The organism is Chloroflexus aurantiacus J-10-fl (assembly GCF_000018865.1).
In the GTDB taxonomy this organism is placed as follows: Bacteria; Chloroflexota; Chloroflexia; order Chloroflexales; family Chloroflexaceae; genus Chloroflexus; species Chloroflexus aurantiacus.
In genome coordinates, this window is the sequence record NC_010175.1 from 1185201 (window position 1) to 1203479 (window position 18279).

Genomic DNA, 18279 nt, shown 5'->3' on the forward strand with positions numbered 1-18279 from the left:
GCAGCTCATGGAACGTTTTGCAGCTTACGTGGAAAGCCAGCGCTCACGCTTTCTGGCTGAATTGGCCGACATTGTACGTATCCCCTCGGTGGCTGCCCAAAACCGTGGCATCGACGAGACGGCAAGCTTTGTCGAACAGCGCTTGCGTCGGTTAGGCGCCGAAACCCGCCTCTTGCAGGCTGACGGCGGCAACCCGATGGTCTACGCCACGATTGGTAACGGCTCACGCACCCTGCTCATCTACGACCACTACGATGTGCAGCCGGCTGAGCCGTTTGAGTTGTGGCAGAGTCCGCCCTTTGAATTGACCGAACGTGACGGTAAGCTCTACGGACGTGGTGTTGCCGACAACAAGGGCAACCTGATGCTGCGCATTCAGGCGATTGAGGCGTGGCTGGCGACTGAGGGTGAACTGCCGATCCGCATTATCTTCGCCGTTGAAGGCGAAGAAGAGGTCAGTTCGCGCACCCTACCGGCGGTCTGTCGCGAATATGCCGACCTCCTCCGCGCCGATGGCTGTCTCTGGGAGACAGGCGGGGTTGACATCAACGAACGACCGGTCGTAACCTGTGGCGCCAAAGGTATTCAATACGTCGAACTGGTGGCCCGTGGCGCCAGCTACGATCTCCACTCCTCGTATGCGACCTTTGTGCCAAACCCGGCCTGGCGACTGACCTGGGCACTCAACACACTCAAAGGCCCTGATGGTCGGGTGCGCATCCCTGGCTTCTACGACCGTGTCCGGCCCCCCTCAGCCGCCGATCTGGCCGCTCTGACCACCATTCCAACCAATGACGAAGAATTATTGGCCGATTTTGGTCTGGATGAATTCCTTGATGGTCTGCGCGGTCTGGATCGTCTGCGCCGCCACCTGTTTGAACCAACCTGTACGATTTGTGGGTTGGTGAGTGGTTACACCGGTGAAGGCAGCAAAACCGTCCTGCCCAACGAAGCGCGCGCCAAGATCGACTTTCGCCTGGTACCGGATATGGAGCCGGCTGAAGTGTTGCACCAGTTGCGCCGGCATCTCGACGCCGAGGGCTTTGCGGACATCGAAATTATTGATTTGGGTGGGGAACATCCGGCTCGTGGGCCGCTCGATGCAGCGATTGTCCAGGCAGCGCTCGCCTCGGCCCGCGAGGTCTACGGCAGCGAACCCATCCTCTACCCCACCATGGCCGGTACCGGGCCGGTCTACCCACTGTGTACAGCATTGGGCACACCCGTCGCCAGTGGTGCCGGCTGCGGCTACCACGGCACGCGCGTCCACTCCCCGAACGAAAACATCCGGCTCGCCGACTACTGGCGTGCTATCCATTGGATGGGGAGTCTGATCCGACATTTCGCCGGGTAATGATCTCTGTCGCTCCAGGGGCGCACGTCTGTGCGTCCCTCCCTGCCAATGGTGAGAGCGTTTACCCGCTGTCGCATATTAAATCCGGCTTACCAGGAGTCATAGCACACGCTCTGGCGTCACCTGAATGCTACACTACGATGTGTAAGCACTAATCTGGAAGCGCGAGCCTCCGGCGCGCTCACCCCGGCGCCAACCCGCCGTACCGTCGTCCAGCGGCGTACCGCCCCCTTCACCAACCCCCGCCAGCGGGAGCCATCCGGCATCGTTGGTTCCCGCCCCCAGCGGGGGCGGGTGAGGGTGGGGCATTACTGCAACGCACGCACTGGGAGCGTGCGCCCCCGGCGCGCTCGCTACCTGCACCAACCCGCCGTACCGTCGTCTTGCGGCGTACCGCCCCCCCTTTACCAAGCCGCGACATCGATGGCCATCAATATTTGATATTACTGCGGCAACCGCGCCCGAAAACCCAACAAGCGCATACCGTTCAGCGTGACCAGCAGCGATGCTCCCACATCAGCCAAAACGGCCATCCACATCGTGCTGAGACCGGCCAGCACCAGAACGATAAAGATCAGCTTGATCCCAATGCTAAAGACAATATTCGCCGTGATCGTGCGCATAGTCTGCCGGCTAAGTGCTACTGCAAACGGCAACTGCCGCAAATCACCACCAAGCAGCGTAATATCGGCAGTCTCCATAGCCTGCGTCGTGCCCCCGGCCTGCACCCCCATCGCAATCCCGACATCAGCGGTTGCCAGGGCCGGCGCATCATTGATCCCGTCGCCGACCATTGCAACGACACCACCAGACTGACGTAATGCACTGACCACCTGAGCCTTGGTTTCGGGCAACAGACCGGCGCGCACCTCAGACACCCCAATCTCACCGGCAATCCGTTCGGCGGTCGCCGGCTCATCACCGGTGAGCATCACGATGCGTAAGCCCTGATCACGGAGTGCTGCCACCGCACTTCGGCTCTCTGCCCGTACCGTATCGGCAACGGTGATCGTGCCGCGATACTGACCACCAACACCGACCATCAGGGGCGTGTAGCCGAGCTGACTATCGTGTTTCGCCGCGAGACAATGCCATTCATCGTGACGCAACGCCTGATCAAAGACCCGATGACTCCCGATCAAGACTTCATCGCCATTGACCACCCCCACCACGCCTTTCCCGGTCAACGCCCGTACCTGCTCGGCTGGTGGCAGGGTAAGACCACGATTAACCGCCGCACCGACAATCGCGTGGGCAAGGGGATGTTCAGAACGGCGCTCGACCGCTCCAGCAATAGTAAGCAGTTCATCGCAGGTACGGCAATGCCCGACCGGAGTCGCCTCGCCTGCTGGACAACCAACGGCTCGCAGACCGACCACGGTTGGTTTACCGGTCGTAAGCGTACCGGTCTTATCGAGCGCAATCGTCTGTACCCGTGCCAGCGTCTCCAGGTATGCGCCACCTTTAATCAGCACCCCATACCGGGCCGCTGTGCTTAGCGCACTCACAATACTGACCGGCGTGCTGATGACCAGCGCACACGGACAGGCAACGACCAGCAGTGCCAGACCACGGTAGAGCCAGCCAAACGTATCCGGATCGGGATTCCAGAACGGTTGCCCGAACACGAGTGGCGGTACGATTGCAACCAGCGCTGCCAGCGCAGTGACCAGCGGCGTATAGATGCGGGCAAAGCGGTCGATAAACCGTTGCACTGGTGCCCGGCGCTCCTGCGCCTCCTGCACCAGATGGATCATCCGGGCCACCGCACTCTCGGCGGCGGGGCGATCAACACGCAGCTCAATACTGCCTTCGCCATTCATCGTCCCCGCAAAGAGTGTATCCCCCACATCGCGCTCAACCAGCCGACTCTCGCCGGTGATCGGCGCCTGATTCACCAGCGAACTCCCGGCAACAATCGTGCCATCAACCGGTATCCGTTCACCGGGCCGGATCAGAATCCGATCACCGACCTGCAAATCGGCAACCGGTACCACCTGCTCACCGCCGGATGTCAGCCGTGTGGCGGTCGGTGGCGTCAGCTCTAGCAGACTACGAATAGCGTGGCGGGCACGATTGGCCGTATACCCTTCAAGCGCCTCGCCAATAGCGTAGAGCACCAGCACCAGCCCGGCTTCAACATAGGCGCCAATCACCACCGCCCCGATGGCAGCGATGGTCATCAGTGCATCAATCCCCAGCTCACGGTTGGTACGGAGTGTTCGCCAGGCCTGACGGGCAATGCCCGGCCCTACCAGTGCCAGCGCCAGCAGCGATAGCACCTCTATCCACAACGCATCCCAACCGAGCACTTCGTGGAGTACTATCCCCGGCAATACCAGCACCAGACCGATCAAGGCCAGTTGGGTCTCCCGGCGGCTTAGCATAAAACGTAAAAACGTCGGAGGTAACTCATCGCCGGAGCTGGCCTCAGCCTGAATGTCGTACCCCAAATCGCGTACCCGCGCAATCACTGTCGCCGGATCTACATCACCGGCTACGTGCAAGCGGGCAGTGGTAAAATGCAGCTCGCACGTCGTCACACCCGGCAATCGTGCGACTCCCCGTTCAATCTTCCGCGCACAATCCGGGCAATCCATCCCGCTAATCGTAAACTGCTGTTTGTTCATGGTTGAAATTCCTCAGCAGGACAAAAACGTTCAGCTTACGACTCCATTTTACGCCATTTTGTCGCCGAGTCAAGGGGAATGCATGAAAATGAAACCATGTCTTACTGGTACTTTTCAGCAATGAAAATACTGTTGTATTCAATACATAATCTCAACAAGACGCACGAGTTCTACCCGTCGTCCGGCATGGAGACTCTGCGCATTCTTCACCCCGCGCTCCTGTGATATACTTGCGCATGCAACCATATCGCTATCCGCCAAGAGGGCGAGGAATACAATGACACATCCAACGATCCGAATTGGAGTCTTAACCAGTGGTGGCGATGCGCCGGGTATGAACGCCGCAGTACGGGCTGTTGTACGCACCGGCATCAGTCGTGGCTGTGAAGTCTTTGCAATCTACGAAGGCTATCAGGGTCTGATCGAAGGTGGAAAATTGATCCGGCGCATGGATTGGAGTTCCGTTGGCGGCATCATCCAGCGTGGCGGTACGATCATTGGTACGGCGCGCAGCGCGGCATTCCGCACCCGCGAGGGCCGACGCCGCGCAGCAGCGAATCTCTTGGCCCACGGGATCGACCGCCTGGTCGTGATCGGTGGTGATGGCAGCCTCACCGGTGCCGACCTCTTTCGTCGTGAATGGCCGGAACTGCTGGCCGAACTGGTCGCAGCTGGTGAGATCAGCAGCGAGCAGGCCGCCGCCCATCCCAATCTCCTCATTGCCGGGATTGTGGGCAGTATCGACAATGACTTCTGCGGTACCGATATGACCATTGGTGCCGACACGGCGCTGCATCGTATCACCGAGGCGATTGATGCAATCAGCTCGACGGCGGCCAGTCATCAGCGTACCTTTGTCATCGAGGTGATGGGGCGGAATTGTGGCTACCTGGCGCTGATGGGGGCGATTGCCGGTGGCGCAGACTGGGCATTTATCCCTGAAATGCCTCCCCAAATGGATGACTGGGAGCAGCATATGTGCGATGTGCTGCGGATCGGACGCGAACAGGGGCGACGCGACAGCATTGTGGTGGTAGCCGAAGGGGCGTGTGATCGCGACGGGAAACCAATCACGGCTTCGTATGTCAAGAAAATTTTGGAAGAGCGTCTGGGTGAAGATACCAGAGTGACCATCCTCGGCCACGTGCAGCGTGGTGGCGCTCCCAGCGCATTTGATCGCTGGATGAGTTCATTATTGGGGGCAACGGCGGTTGAAGAGTTACTGGAAGCCGATCCCAATGCCGAACCGAAACTGATCGGGTTGCGTGAGAATCGGGTTGTGCGTCTACCACTGATGACCTGTGTCCGCGATACCCATCAGGTTGCCGAGGCGATTGCCCAGCGCGACTACGAACGTGCGCTGGCGATGCGGGGCAATAGCTTTGTGGAGGCGTACCGCACCCTCGGCACCCTCATTCAGTCGCAGCCCTCGCCCCCCGACCGATTACGGCGCGGGCATCGCTTCGCAGTGCTGCACAGTGGCGGCCCGGCACCGGGAATGAATACGGCGGTACGGGCAGCGGTGCGGATCGGCATTGACCGCGGCCATACGATGCTCGGTGTGCGCAATGGGTTTCAGGGACTGATCGATGGCGACATCCACGAAATGGATTGGATGAGCGTAAGTGGTTGGGCAACGATGGGTGGCGCCGAGCTGGGCACCAATCGCAAGGTGCCGCAAGGCAGCGAGCTATACCAGATTGCCCGTAACATCGAGCGCTTCGGAATTGACGGTATCTTGATGATCGGTGGTTGGACCGGGTATCAGGCAATCTACAAGCTGTACAGCGAGCGACACATCTTCCCGGCATTCAACATCCCTATGATCTGCTTGCCGGCAACGATTGACAACAATCTTCCCGGTTCTGAGCTGAGTCTGGGTGCAGATACCGCATTGAACAGCATCGTCAGTGCAATTGATCGGATCAAGCAGTCGGCGGTGGCTTCACGGCGCTGTTTCATTGTCGAAGTTATGGGGCGTGACTGTGGTTATCTGGCCTTGATGAGCGGATTGGCAACCGGCGCCGAGCGGGTCTACCTCCCCGAAGAAGGCATCAGCCTGCGCAAATTGCAAGCCGATCTCGACGAGATGATGCGCTGGTTTCGTGCTGGTAAGCGCCTGAGTTTGATCATTCGCAATGAAAAAGCGAATCCGATCTACACCACCTCGTTCATCTGCTCGTTGTTTGAAGAAGAGGGTGGTAAGCTATTCGAGGTACGGCAGGCGATTCTCGGTCATTTGCAGCAGGGAGGTGATCCTTCGCCGTTCGACCGTATTCAGGCTACCCGTCTGGCCGTGCGCTGTATCGAGTTCCTGGTCGAGCACGCTGACCGTCGCGAACCAATCGGGGCGTTCATCGGCTATCGGGGCGGTAAAGTCCAGATACATCAGCTCGACGATATGCCACGCCTGATGGATCCGGTGCATGCCCGTCCGCGAGAGCAGTGGTGGATGTCTTTGCGGCAAATGACCGATTTGCTCACGACGCCGCCATCACCTACCGTTGAGAGCGGGAAGTAATAGCAGGTGCGCTGGCCCGGCAATGATGAATATCAAATCTGGTGCCACAGAAGGCTTGGCACACGATCCGAAAATGAGCCTGATGCCGAACCTGAGCGTGATATTGAACCAGCACTCTGCACCTGCAACGACCCAATAGGGGCTTGCCGGTAGCACACCCGGTGGCTGCTTAGCACGGGCCCCCCGGAATGATGCACATCGCTGAACAAGAGCTAGCGTGATTGCTGTGGTAGGGGACGTCACACCGTTCCCTACCCCATACCGCTACATCAGGCTGTACCAGGCTGTCCAAACCTTGCGAGCAGAGACATATCACGCTGGCGCTGCCTCTGAGCACGAACGTTTTGAACCAGCGCTCCGCACCGGTAACGACCCAACAGAGGCTCGCCGATAGCTGTTCAGCACGGCGACACCCCGAAACGCTGCACCTCTGCGCGTAAGATTTATATCAAATCCAGTTTAATGGAAGTCATGAAACACTATCCAACGTCACTCTGACGCTGCACTGCGGTGCGTAAGTGCTGGTATCCCCTGGGAGCACGAGCCTCCGGCTCGCCCACCACCTGGAGCCGCACACCCTCCAACGTCACTCTGACGCTGCACTGCGGTGCGTAAGTGCTGGTATCCCCTGGGAGCACGAACCTCCGGCTCGCCCACCGCCTGGAGCCGCACACCCTCCAACGTCACTCTGACGCTGCACTGCGGTGCGTAAGTGCTGGTATCCCCTGGGAGCACGAGCCTCCGGCTCGCCCACCGCCTGGAGCCGCACACCCTGCTGACCCACCCTGAACCGTTCACATCCACCCCCAGCGGGAGCGGACCGGGGTGAGGGCGTGTCGTATCTGAGAACAACGCAAGCGTGACCCGCGTCCAGGCACCACCTTGACATTGCCCCTGAACGTAACGGCACGTAAACCAGTCAGTACACCTGCAACGACCCACCAGCGGCCCGCCAGGGGCGTGCTTCGTGGAGCTTCAGCATGGGCGCAACAACCTGAGCGATGCACATTGTCAGTCAAGATTGGACATAGGCGCTGCACCACGGTGCCTACGTATATCCCCTGCGCGCGCGATCCTCCGGCTCACCCATCACCTGGAACTGCGTGCCCTACTGACTCACCCTGCACCGTTCACATCCGCCTCCAGCGGGGGCGGACAGGGGTGGGAACGTTCTTCCGTTCCGGCGAGTTCAGAGACAGACTGAAAATATAAGCCGGCACCGCTTCTACCGCATCAGGAAGCGCCAGCACAGCCCTCTCATCGCCCCTCGCCCGTGATGCTGCAAGGACAGGCAGGAAATACGAGGGAATACAACTTCTACCGCATCAGGAAGCGCCAGCACAGCACTCTCATCTCACTTCTTCCACGCCGCGCTTTTCATTACCCACATATCACCCAGTAACCGGTATGACACCTCATATCACATCGTGATGAATACGGTGCATCATTCGTCACGCACTCCATCCAAGTGGTCACGCACTCCTCAGCGTCCTGCTGCATTATCAGCACAACATCAATACCGTTCCCGTGACACGGGTTTCCAGCCCGTGTGCAGCCATCCCCGCCACTGCCGTCAGGTGCTGGCCGTCGCCGATGATGCGCAGGCAGGAAGCCTGCTTCACGGGCTGGCGCAACGTCCCCCGCTGCCCCACCCAACCCGCCGATCTGTGCCCCCTCGCCAACGGCACGCCCTGCCAGGGCGATCCAGCAGCACGTCCGGCACCCCCTCCGCACCGTGCGGCCAGCCCTGCGGTCGTGCGGGCTGACGCCCTCCCTCACGACCTGCACGCCCCGCCGGGTCTATCCATACGTGCGCCTGACACCTGCTCCCCGCCGGCAGGTCAGCCCCGGAGAGGCTTCCACGAAGGGTGGCAGGGTTTCAACCCGCCAATCCGTGCCAACCCGCCGCTCCATTAACCCACCGGCGCAGAAACCCGTCAACCCTTCCCCTCGCTGCCCTTCACCACACCGTTTCCGCCCCCCGCCGGGCTACCGTTGAGCACGCTCAGCCCTGCCGGTCAGGTAGGCTGACGCCCTCCCTCACGACCTGCACGCCCCGCCGGGTCTATCCATACGTGCGCCTGACACCTGCTCCCCGCCGGCAGGTCAGCCCCGGAGAGGCTTCCACGAAGGGTGGCAGGGTTTCAACCCGCCAATCCGTGCCAACCCGCCGCTCCATTAACCCACCGGCGCAGAAACCCGTCAACCCTTCCCCTCGCTGCCCTTCACCACACCGTTTCCGCCCCCTGCCGGGCTACCGTTGAGCACGCTCAGCCCTGTCGGTCAGGTAGGCTGACACCCTCCCTCACGACCTGCACGCCCCGCCGGGTCTATCCATACGTGCGCCTGACACCTGCTCCCCGCCGGCAGGTCAGCCCCGGAGAGGCTTCCACGAAGGGTGGCAGGGTTTCAACCCGCCGATCCGTGCCAACCCGCCGCTCCATTAACCCGCCGGCGCAAAAACCCGCCAACCCTTCCCCTCGCTGCCCTTCACCACACCGTTTCCGCCCCCTGCCGGGCTACCGTTGAGTACGCTCAGCCCTGTCGGTCAGGTAGGCTGACGCCCTCCCTCACGACCTGCACGCCCCGCCGGGGCTATCCATACGTGCGCCTGACACCTGCTCCCCGCCGGCAGGTCAGCCCCGGAGAGGCTTCCACGAAGGGAGGCAGGGTTTCAACCCGCCGATCCGTGCCAACCCGCCGCTCCATTAACCCGCCGGCGCAGAAACCCGTCAACCCTTCCCCTCGCTGCCCTTCACCACACCGTTTCCGACCCCCGCCGGGCTACCGTTGAGCACGCTCAGCCCTGTCGGTCAGGTAGGCTGACGCCCTCCCTCACGACCTGCACACCCCGCCGGGGCTATCCATACGTGCGCCTGACACCTGCTCCCCGCCGCCAGGCAGCCCTGCCGGCCTTCCACGAATTGAGGCAGGGTTTCAACCCGCCGATCCGTGCCAACCCGCCGCTCCATTAACCCACCGGCGCAGAAACCCGTCAACCCTTCCCCTCGCTGCCCTTCACCACACCGTTTCCGACCCCCGCCGGGCTACCGTTGAGCACGCTCAGCCCTGTCGGTCAGGTAGGCTGACGCCCTCCCTCACGACCTGCACACCCCGCCGGGGCCTATCCATGCGTGCGCCTGACACCTGCTCCCCGCCGCCAGGCAGCCCTGCCGGCCTTCCACGAATTGAGGCAGGGTTGCAACCCGCCAATCCGTGCCAACCCGCCGCTCCATTAACCCGCCGGCGCAAAAACCCGCCAACCCTTCCCCTCGCTGCCCTTCACCACACCGTTTCCGCCCCCTGCCGGGCTACCGTTGAGCACGCTCAGCCCCCTTCCCTCCGCGCGGTCAGCCCTGCCGGTCAGGTAGGCTGACGCCCTCCCTCACGACCTGCACGCCCCGCCGGGTCTATCCATACGTGCGACTGACACCTGCTCCCCGCCGGCAGGTCAGCCCTGCCGGCCTTCCACGAATTGAGGCAGGGTTTCAACCCGCCGACACGCCGGCCCCGATCCCGCACGTGGGCCAAGCAATATCCGAGTTGTGGGTAATGCATAGGAGGAAGCCGGAGGTGAGGGTGTTCATGACATCTCCAAGCCCTATCTCCTATATACGCTCACAAATTCTGTCCAACCTTGCCCCCCCACGGGGAGAGGCATCTAGCCATCCCTGTGGTGCCAACAACTATTGGTAGCCTCGGCAACGATGAACAGTATCGGTTAACCCAAGTTGCCACCTATGCTATGAGCAGGCTACGGAGGCTGATTGCCAGGATGAACAGCACGACGTTGCGCGTACCACCGTGCGGCGTACCTGCCTGAACGACGTGGGGAGCATCCAATTCCTATCGACGCGCTACGCCACGCCTCACGACAGCAACTCAGGCTATAACCATCCGCTGTGTTCTCCGTGCCTCTGTGGTGACAAAGGTAGCAACTTGAGTTATCGGTTAAGACTTGGTATCACACGCCGCTACTCTAGCGTCACCGGCAATGTGCTGGCTGCAAATGATGCGACAACGCGGGTGAGATTATCCTCACCCGCGTATGCATCAGAGACTAGCACTAGAAGGGAATATCTTCGTCTTCGATAGGTTGCGGCTGATTGCGAGCAGGGGCACGGCTAACCGGTGGTCGGGTAGAAGGAGCACTGGTTGCCGAACGTGAAGGTGTGGGTGGTACCGGTGGCGGTGTCCGCCGCACCGGCTCGTCCATTGGCTCGTCGTATGCCGGTTCAGCATCAGGTATTGGCCCACGCTCACCTTTGGGGGAGAGAATGATCATATCCTGGGCGATCACCTCAGTCGTATAGCGATCCTGCCCATCGCGATCCGTCCACTTGCGGGTCTGAAGGCGACCCTCGACGTAAACACGGGTACCTTTGGTGAGGTATTGATTGCAGATTTCACCGAGCTTGTCCCATGCGACGACGCGGAACCACTCGGTCTCTTCGTGTGTATTGCCGTCTTTATCGCGCCACGTGCGGTTGCTCGCCACCCGGAATGTGGTAACTGCGCTTCCCTGTGCGGTGTAACGCATCTCAGGATCAGCGCCGAGATGGCCTGTCAATTGAACCTTGTTCAAATCCTTCGCCATGATACCCTCCTCGTTACTCGTGTGTTATCGTCCCAACTGTACCGAACCGAGCGAGAGCTTTCCCGCACGATCTCGAACTATTGTGCGAATTATAGCATATGCTCTGTCGCATCGTCAAGAGCATAGCATTGCAATCATGTGACAGATTTGTGATGTTGTTACGACAGGCCAATATCGAAACCGGCTTCAAGGTCACGCCGTGAGTAGCGGCGGAACGCGAGCACGGTTGTGGTGTGGCGCACACCAGGAATACGGGCGATACCACCAGGAACAGCTTCATCAAGCGATTCGTAAGCGTTGACCCGCAGCACCGCGATGATGTCGTAGTCACCGGTGACGGAGTAGACTTCGGCGACGTTGGGAAGTTCGGCGACTTCCTGGGCAATATCGCTGATGCGTTGTGGTTCACAGGTGATAAATACGAAGGCAGTGACCATGAGCGCACTCCTGAATGACGGATCCGAGGACAGGTAAGCTAATGATACCAGATTCTACCTGTACGTGCTGCTGTCGTCGATACTGGCCTAAAAAGGTTCAGGTGGTCGGGCACGCCAAAGCATGGGTGTTAACCAGTACCAGAGTGTGTTGAGCATGACCAGTAAGCCAGCAGCGAGAACGCTGAGCCGTCCTGCCCACCCTCGACGCCAGAGGGCATCGCAAGCGGCAGCACAGCCGGTTGCTACCACCCAACCGAGAGCCATCAGGTAGCGAGGACTGTTGGAGATTTGGGTGATAAAGGGCAGAATAGCGAAGATGAGCGCAACAACGAAACTCAGTCCCATCAGTCCAGTCGTGATTTGCCAGCCCTGCCGCCGATACAACAGCCAGAGGCCACCTATGGCAAACGGGATCGGGAAGAATCCATAGTGGGCAATCAGGCCGGCCTGCCAGAGGGTGTTCCAGAGAGCAGCTCGACTAATTGGTGGTCGTCCGGCAACGGCAGTTAAGCCACCACTGCGTGCTGTGTCCAGTTGGGCCAGGAACATCGGCAGGTAAGCGCTGTAGAAGAAGACAATCGCAAAGATCGCTCCGCCAGCGATAGCCATCGTTAGTGGACGGCAAACACGCTGTGCCCACGGGGCATTCAACCAGCCAGCCGACCAGACGATGCCAAGTAGCATTCCCAGTAAGGCACCACTACTAATCAAAAACCCAAAATGACCGAGAAAGACCATCGCACTCAATGCTGCCAGACCCACTATCCATTCACGGTAGCATTGACCGGCCTGCCACTCTTCCCATGCTCGAATAACTCCCCAAATCAAGAGCAGGTAGAGGCTTTGGGTGATAATATGAGTGTCAAAAGACCACCAGGTGGTGAGGTACGTTGCGGCGGTAAATACATAGATTGCGGCTGCCAGCACTGCCGGTCGCGAAGGGAGGACACGGCGGGCAATCAGGTAGATCAGGATCGCACTCAGGCTGTCAGCCAGGGCTGCCCCAATTTGTAAGAGGAGCGGAGTTTCAAGACCTAATACGCGAGCCGGCGCCAGCAAGAGGTACGGCCCCGGTGGATACGGAAAATCAATTCCCCGATTCTTTGAGATAATCGTGATAAACCCACCCAACGCTTCATGAAAGCGATTGGTATGGAAGCCAATATCGCCGGGCATACTGGCCGGGTAGAAGCGTCCGCCGATCCGGGTTGCAAAGGCAACTGCTACGATAGCACTGAGTGACGACCCGGCCTCGCCGATGGCGAGCGCACGCAGCCCGGCCTGTACTGCCAGAGTTAACGGATAGGTGAGGGCCAATGCGATAAAGGCCGCTTCTGCGCCGAACGCCCACCGTGCCGGATCGAGGATAAGCGCAAGGCTGACTGCACTGACCCCTATCGCTAATCCATACCCGGCCCATTGTGACAGGGTGCGGTGCAGGATGAGCCAGCCCAGTACTATTGCCCCCATCCACCACAAGAGTGGCGGTAACACCGGCCAGCCCCAGCCACCGGGAACTACTGCTATCACGATCCGTTCGAGCGGCAGACCGAGTTGACGCGGATCTTGCGCTGGCTGAAACACATCACTCACCAGCCGCAGGTACAGGTGACCATCACCGGTTGCCGGTATGTATAACCATTGCCGGCTGCCAAGCGCACTGACCGGTAATTCAGCAATCAGTTGTTGATCGCTCCAGACCTCAACCCTAGTTGGTGCCTGTGCGCTAATCGACTCGCTCAATGGCAGCCAACGAAGTTCGATCAGAGCTGGTCGGTTGCCAGATAGCGGGACGAAGATTTTCGAGTTACCACCACTCCAACGAAAGTTGCCAAGCACACCCTCTTCGGGGGTGTTGAAATCGCGTAAAAATGGCAGATCAGCGTTACCAACACCTTCTTCCAACCCAACATCAATCACGTGTTGATGAGGTAACTGGGCAGAGATGGTGGCAACGATAATGATCATGCCTATTCCCATCCAGAGGATTGGCGCGTGCAGTGCCTGCCATTCCTGAGCGAGCCACTGTTGGATGGTGTCGCGTAGTGCTTTCATATGAGCGTCAGATGCTTTTCAAGTCGCTCTCATGAACAAAGCCGCGAAGCGCATACCAGAAATGCACTTCGCGGCTCTGCCATCACCTGTCAACCAGATCTAGAATGCCGGCAAGTCGTTATCTTCTTCCTCAGCATCACTCTGATCGTTATCGCCATCACCACTCAGCAACTCTTCCAGTCGTGCCCGTAAGAGTGCGTCGTTGTCGCTTTCTGGGGCTTTGTTCCCATTTGGCGTCGGCAATGGTGTCGCTCGCCGGGTCTCGGCGGGGGCTTCTTCCGCCTGCTGCGATTCTTCGAGCATGCGAGCCATCTCGCCGATCAGATCCTCGTGCGGACGTTCGATCCGCTTCTCGATCCCGGTACCGGCAGGAATGAGTTTCCCGATGACGACATTCTCCTTCAGACCACGCAGGTAGTCAACCTTACCCTGAATGGCGGCATCGGTCAGCACTCGCGTTGTCTCCTGGAAGGAGGCGGCAGCCAGGAAGCTGTCGGTGTTGAGCGAGGCTTTGGTGATACCGAGCAGCATCGTCGCCGCAGTTGCCGGATCGCCACCCTGGCTGACAATGTCGTTGTTGAGACGGCGGAACTCGGCGCTATCGATCAGCTCACCCGGCAAGAGACCGGTATCGCCTGGGTCTTCAATCCGCACCCGGCGCAACATCTGCCGTACAATGACCTCGATGTGTTTGTCGTTGATGTTAACGCCTTGTGAGCGGTAGACCTTTTGCGCTTCATTGACCAGATAGCGCTGCACCGCCTCGCGGCCTTGCAGTTCGAGCAGCTCTTGCGGATTCGCACTACCGTCGGTTAGTTGCTGACCGGCCATCACCCGCTCACCGTTTTCTACCCGGATGCGGGCATTGTGCGGTACCACCAGTTCACGTTCCTGGTGATCTTCCTGGCTGACGATGATCCGGTCGCCTTGAATGAAGGCTTTGCCGGTCAGACGGGTTACGATCTGAGCACCACCCGGCCCTTCGGCGATAACCTGCCCTTCATACACCTCGCTCTCGTGGTTGATGGTTGGGCTGAAGCCGCGACCAAGCGGGTATTCATCGGTGTAAACATCGGTTGAGACGATGCGAATGGTACGGACACCCTCTTCGTCACGCACAATCTGGACGACACCGTCAATCTCGGCCAGGAGTGCTTTGCCCTTCGGTACTCTGGCCTCGAAAATCTCCTGCACACGCGGCAGACCCTGCGTGATGTCGTCGGCTGACGCAACACCACCGGTGTGGAAGGTGCGCAGCGTAAGCTGGGTGCCCGGCTCACCAATCGACTGGGCAGCAATAATCCCAACTGCTTCGCCGATCTCGACCAGCTTGCCGGTTGCCAGGTTGCGCCCGTAGCACAGCCGGCAGAGACCATGTTCGGCCTGACAACTGAGCGGTGAGCGAACGAAGACCGACTCCTGACCGCTGGCCAGAATAGCAGTAGCCAGCTCTTCGTCGATCTCGGTGTTGCGGTCGGCAATCAGTTCACCAGTCTCTTTGTGATAGATCGGCGCGGCCAGGATACGACCCAACATGCGTACCTGGAGCTTCTCCATCAGCTCATCATCATCGGCACCGTGGAGCCACAATCCCTCTTCGGTACCACAGTCTTCGATGGTGATGATGACATCCTGGGCCACATCAACCAATCGGCGGGTCAGATAACCGGCGTCAGCGGTACGGAGTGCGGTGTCGGCCAGACCTTTGCGAACACCGTGGGTCGAGACGAAGTAGTCGAGCACCGAGAGGCCTTCGCGGAAGTTGGCTTTAATCGGCAGCTCGATAATCCGACCGGTCGGGTCTGACATCAGGCCACGCATACCGGCCATCTGCGAGATCTGGTTGATGTTACCACGAGCGCCGGAGGTGGACATCATCGCCACCGGGCCAAAGGGATTGAGGTTTTCCTTAACCGCCTGAATGGTCTGCTTGGTAGCCTCTTGCCAGATACGCACAACCTCTTGATACCGTTCCTCTTCGGTAATCAGACCGCGACGGAACTGCTTTTCAACATCGGCCACCAACTGCTCGGCTTCACGAACGATATCGTATTTCTTGGCCGGTACTTCAATATCTTCGATACCAATCGTCATACCGCCCAACGTAGCATAGCGGAAACCGAGCGCCTTGATGCGGTCGGCCTGCTGAGCAGTCATCTCCGAGCCGTAGATACGGGCCAGTTCCTGCACGTGCTTGTTGCCGTGGGAAGCCCGTACTTCATTGAGCTGATCTTCGCTCAGATTGCGCAGATTGGTGTAGTACTGATAGCAATCGGCGATGATCTCCTTCAGCCCTTTCTTGTCGATCAGGCGGTTGCGGAAACGCAATGGCGGTTGCAATTCATTATTGAGCAGAATACGCCCAATCGTGGTTTCGATCAGCATGCGCGGCGTGCCGTCAGCAGCCAGGGGTAGCTCGCGCACCGGGCGATCACTCTTACCCGACAGCGTTCCGGTCATCCGAATCCAGATCGGGGCCTGGATGTCGAGTAGATGCTTCTCGTAAGCCAGCATCGCCTCGTCGATGGAGGAGAAGCGCTTCCCCGATCCCTTTGCACCGTCACGCACCATGGTCAGGTAGTAGCACCCTAACACGATGTCTTGCGAGGGGGTGATGATCGGTTCACCGTGGGCCGGGCTAAGCAGGTTATACTTGCTCAGCATCCGCGTGCGCGCCTCTTCCTGAGCTTTGCGCGACAGCGGTACGTGTACCGCCATCTGGTCACCGTCGAAGTCAGCGTTGAAGGCGGCACAGACGAGCGGATGGAGCTGAATGGCCGATCCTTCGATCAGTTTGGCCTCGAACGCTTGAATTGAGAGCCGGTGCAGCGATGGTGCACGATTGAGCAGCACCAGATAGTCTTTAATCACCTCTTCGAGGGCGTCCCACACTTCGGGGCGCACACGCTCGACAGCGCGCTTGGCGTTCTTGATATTATGAGCTACGCCACGCTCGACAAGGCGGCGCATCACAAAGGGCTTAAACAGCTCAAGCGCCATCTTCTTGGGCAGACCACACTGGTGTAGTTGCAGGTTCGGCCCGACCACGATCACCGAGCGGCCCGAATAGTCAACGCGCTTACCGAGCAGGTTCTGGCGGAAGCGACCCTGCTTACCCTTGAGCATATCGCTCAGGCTCTTCAGGCGGTGCTTGCCTTTACCGCTCACGGCCCGACCGCGACGACCATTATCAATCAGCGCATCAACCGCCTCTTGCAGCATGCGCTTCTCGTTGCGCACGATGATTTCCGGCGCGTTGAGTTCAATCAGGCGCTTCAAGCGGTTATTCCGGTTGATCACCCGGCGATAGAGATCGTTCAGATCGCTGGTCGCAAAGCGGCCACCGTCGAGCTGCACCATCGGGCGCAGATCGGGCGGAATCACCGGCAGCACGGTAAGGATCATCCATTCGGGACGATTACCACTCTTGCGGAACGCCTCCACCACGCGCAGACGCTTGGTAGCCTTCTTCCGCCGTTGTCCCTGCGAGGACTGAATCTCGGCCTGCAATTCTTCGGCCAGTTTGTCGAGATTGACCGTCTTTTCGATCAATTCCCGCACCGCACCGGCACCCATATCGGCGCGGAAGACACCGGGAGCGATGTCGCGCAACTGGCGATACTCAGTTTCGGTGATAATCCGTCCAACTTTGAGCGTGTCAAGTTGTTCGAGCTTCTCCTTCTCCTCGCGCATGAGATGATCGAGTTCGCGCTGGAGTCGCTCTTGCAGTCGCTCTTGCTCCTGGGTCGCCTCGTAGGCTTTGCGCTCACGCTCGGCATCGGTGAGCAACTCAGCATCGGCCAGATCGCGCCGGCGCCGCTCTTCGAGCACCTCAAGCTCCTGCTCAACCAGCTCGTCGAGCTGGTCAAGGGTGTTTTCGTTGATCGGTTCACCCTCTTCAACGACGGTGACGCCACGGAAGAGAATATCCTCATCGGCCAGCGTACCACTGAGTTCCTCTAACCGCTCACGGAGTTGTTCGGCCTCGCTGGCGATCTCATCACGCAGACGGCGATACTCTTCTTCAATCTGGCGCTGGGTGCTCCGTTGGGCCGTCTCCATCCCGCCAAGGTCTTGCGTCAACTGAGTGCTTAGCTCGATGCGCTTCTCCTCAGCCTGCTTCTGTATCTTCTGGCGACGAGCGGCATACTCTTCCTGGATCATCTCACGGGCAACCTGGAGCATATCTTCTTTCACTTCGACAATGATGTACGAAGCGAAGTAGAGCACGCGCTCAAGGTTGCGTGGCGAGATGTCGAGTAAAAGACCAAGCCGTGACGGCGTTCCTTTGACGAACCAGATATGGCTGACCGGTGAGGCCAGGTTGATGTGGCCCATACGCTCGCGGCGTACCTTCGAGCGAGTAACTTCGACACCACATTTGTCGCAGACCACACCTTTGTAGCGCACACGTTTGTACTTACCACAGAAGCATTCCCAGTCCTTGGTTGGGCCGAAAATGCGTTCGCAGAACAAACCATCACGTTCAGGTTTGAGCGTGCGATAGTTGATAGTTTCAGGCTTCGTGACTTCGCCGTGCGACCACGATCGGATGTCTTCGGGTGAGGCGAGGCTAATCCGAATGGCGTTGAAGTCGTTAATTTCCAGCATGTGGGCTTACTCCTGTAGCGGGAGAATTCCGCCAGTCTCCAGACGCTTCTTGTGGTTCAATCAACCACATCAGC

The 18279-nt window shown here is 59.3% G+C and carries 7 protein-coding genes; 2 read left to right on the forward strand and 5 right to left on the reverse strand.

Annotated features, from left to right (window positions below):
- The first annotated feature begins 7 nt into the window (after positions 1 to 7).
- Positions 8 to 1354, forward strand: coding sequence for a M20 family metallopeptidase (locus CAUR_RS04540; protein WP_012256756.1), 1347 nt, complete (start codon positions 8 to 10; stop codon positions 1352 to 1354).
- Positions 1355 to 1797: 443 nt separating this feature from the next.
- On the opposite strand, the gene CAUR_RS04545 is transcribed toward CAUR_RS04540, so the two are convergent.
- Positions 1798 to 3984 carry a heavy metal translocating P-type ATPase gene (locus CAUR_RS04545; protein WP_012256757.1) on the reverse strand — a complete coding sequence of 729 codons (2187 nt, stop codon included), beginning with the start codon at positions 3982 to 3984 and terminating at the stop codon, positions 1798 to 1800.
- 277 nt (positions 3985 to 4261) lie between these two features.
- Here CAUR_RS04545 and CAUR_RS04550 point away from each other — a divergent pair, with 277 nt between their 5' ends.
- Entirely contained in the window at positions 4262 to 6505 is a 2244-nt protein-coding gene (locus CAUR_RS04550) for a 6-phosphofructokinase (RefSeq protein WP_012256758.1), read from the forward strand.
- Between the two features lie 4066 nt (positions 6506 to 10571).
- On the opposite strand, the gene CAUR_RS04555 is transcribed toward CAUR_RS04550, so the two are convergent.
- From CAUR_RS04555 to rpoC, 4 genes are all read right to left on the reverse strand, one after another.
- Entirely contained in the window at positions 10572 to 11102 is a 531-nt protein-coding gene (locus CAUR_RS04555) for a single-stranded DNA-binding protein (RefSeq protein WP_012256759.1), read from the reverse strand.
- A 158-nt stretch (positions 11103 to 11260) separates the two neighbouring features.
- Entirely contained in the window at positions 11261 to 11539 is a 279-nt protein-coding gene (locus CAUR_RS04560; protein WP_012256760.1) for an Lrp/AsnC family transcriptional regulator, read from the reverse strand.
- Between the two features lie 87 nt (positions 11540 to 11626).
- A complete protein-coding gene (locus CAUR_RS04565; protein WP_012256761.1) occupies positions 11627 to 13594 on the reverse strand; it encodes a glycosyltransferase family 39 protein in 1968 nt (655 codons plus the stop codon).
- A gap of 99 nt (positions 13595 to 13693) precedes the next feature.
- On the reverse strand, positions 13694 to 18205 hold the full coding sequence (gene rpoC / locus CAUR_RS04570) for a DNA-directed RNA polymerase subunit beta' (RefSeq protein WP_012256762.1): 4512 nt from the start codon (positions 18203 to 18205) through the stop codon (positions 13694 to 13696).
- Between the last annotated feature and the right edge of the window lie 74 nt (positions 18206 to 18279).